The following is a 1,950-nucleotide window of genomic DNA, read 5'->3' as shown; positions in this document are numbered from 1 at the left end:
GCACGCTGCTCGGCCAAAATGCGCTGCGACTTGGTCTTGAAGCCGCGCACCAGCGCCGTTGTTGCTGTCGCCACGTGCTCACTCCTTGTTGTCGGCGACGTTGCCGAAGTCGGCGTAGGCGGCCTGGACGAGGGCGGCCAGGGCCTTCGCGGTCGCTGGCGGGTAGCGTGCGGTCCGACCGCAAGTGCGCCTCGATCGCCTCCGCGCCGCTCACCTCCCTGTCCCGGTCGATGAACAGGTCCGCCGACACCCCCAACCACCGCACCAACACGGCGAAGGTGGCCGTGTCTCGCACCTTGCTGTTGAGCACCCGGGACAAGGTGGCTGCGCTGACCCCGGCCTGCGCTGCCGCCTCGCGGAGTTTCAAGCCATCGCGTGCCAGCCGGTTGTCGACCAGCGCCGCGAGTTCGGCGATCCGCAGCGGGGAGCCACCCGCAGGTTCTCGCCCACCAGCCGCATCGACCTGGTGTTCCCTGCCGACCAACGCGTCTTGCCTGAGCTGGATCGAAGCCGAGTTCGCTCTGGTGCGGTACTTCGCCCTAAACGGCACGGACCATCGCAGCCGCGCAGAGCAGGGACGCCGCCATCGGCGACTCCGTCCGCTGGCGCAATCAGCGCGCCAAATCGAAATCCGCATTCGCCGCCGGCTCCAAGATCCGGCCTCCGGAATACCCCGTTCAAGGCTACCCGAAGGGGGGACTAGCCTCCTATGTGGATGCGTTGCTGAAGCATGAGCGCGAACTGTCCGATCTCATGTCGGTTCTTCGTTAGAAGTTCGGATACCGGCTCGCAGTCGTGCCAGAACGGCGCGCTGTCGATCATTTTCTCCGCCGGTCGACGTAGGAGCTGATTGTCCTCATATTCCAGTACGGCGCCACTCTCGTCCTCCTCGCTCCATTCAAAGACTGCGTAGCGGAGGCCCAATTCGCCGATAAAGTCAAGATCAGATCGCCATGCGTTGCCGTAGGCGCGTTGTATCCACCAGTTCTGCGGGTCGCCGTAGGCAAGATCGAATGCGAGGAAGACACTCCGAAAGATTCGGGCGGAGACGAGACAACCTTCAAGCGTCCGCCGCTTGCCTTCGGCCCTGGCGACCACCCGAAGGCCTGGCAGGTAAGCGTCCAACTGATCGGGCCAGCCGAAGGCGAAGGCCGAGACGAGGTCGCAGGGGTTGAAGATGTCGATGGACACTTCCACCTCGTGGCCGTCCGACGCGATTTCCTCCAGCCAGCCTGTGACGATGATCGACCAAGACTCGTTCCCGGCGAGGGCGAGTTGGATTCGACTAATGAAGCGGTCCCAGCGCTGGTGGTGGCTGGTTCGCGCTGCGCCGTGGAAGTGCGCGTCGGACAGCCCTCCAGTCGTGGAGCTGTCGCCGATCAGGTCTTCGTTGGTAAAGACCAGTTCGTCGGTGAAGGCGCCCGTCCGCCTTACGGCGGTGATCTGCCATGCCGGATCTTGCTGGATCGTCGCGAGGCTGTGCGGCGCGACATCTTCGAGCGTGAATCCCGCGTACTCCTGGCATAGGTGGTAGAGGGCGGTGTACTCGAGTTCATAACCCTCGCGGGCGTCGGACAGGTCGTAGCCGTGCTCTTCCGCCAGACGCGACAGTGCGGCTGCCTGAGGGCGTTCTGGATTCATTCGACCCAGAACGAGGTACACGCCAGGGTCGTAGGTACGGTGCCGAACGTCGAAACCGACCAGGTGTTCCACGCCGACGGCCGCAAGGCGCCCAGCAGCCCATCGCCAGGCAGCATCCACGTCCCCATTGCGGGTTTGGATGAGCACTTGTATCGGGGTTGGCGCGACTAGCAGTGCCTCCTCAAGTGGGCGTAACTCCTGCGCCGCAGTCGGGGTGACGCCGTCAGAGTCGAGGGCGAGGCGGTAACCACGAAGGCTCACGGACCATTCTCGGGCTGCCTGGCTAAACGGAGCGAGTAGCTCGCGCCA

1 protein-coding gene is annotated in these 1,950 nt (G+C 64.3%); it reads right to left on the bottom strand.

The features are described from left to right. Positions 1–699: 699 nt before the first annotated feature. Positions 700–1,950 (bottom strand): hypothetical protein (locus KBX08_RS33060; RefSeq protein ID WP_210787678.1); only part of this gene is annotated, 1,251 nt, incomplete at its 5' end.

This window comes from Micromonospora sp. H61 (assembly GCF_018070325.1).
Lineage (GTDB): Bacteria > Actinomycetota > Actinomycetes > Mycobacteriales > Micromonosporaceae > Micromonospora > Micromonospora salmantinae.
The sequence above is the reverse complement of the archived record's forward strand: the minus strand, read 5'-3'. Positions and strand labels throughout refer to the sequence as shown.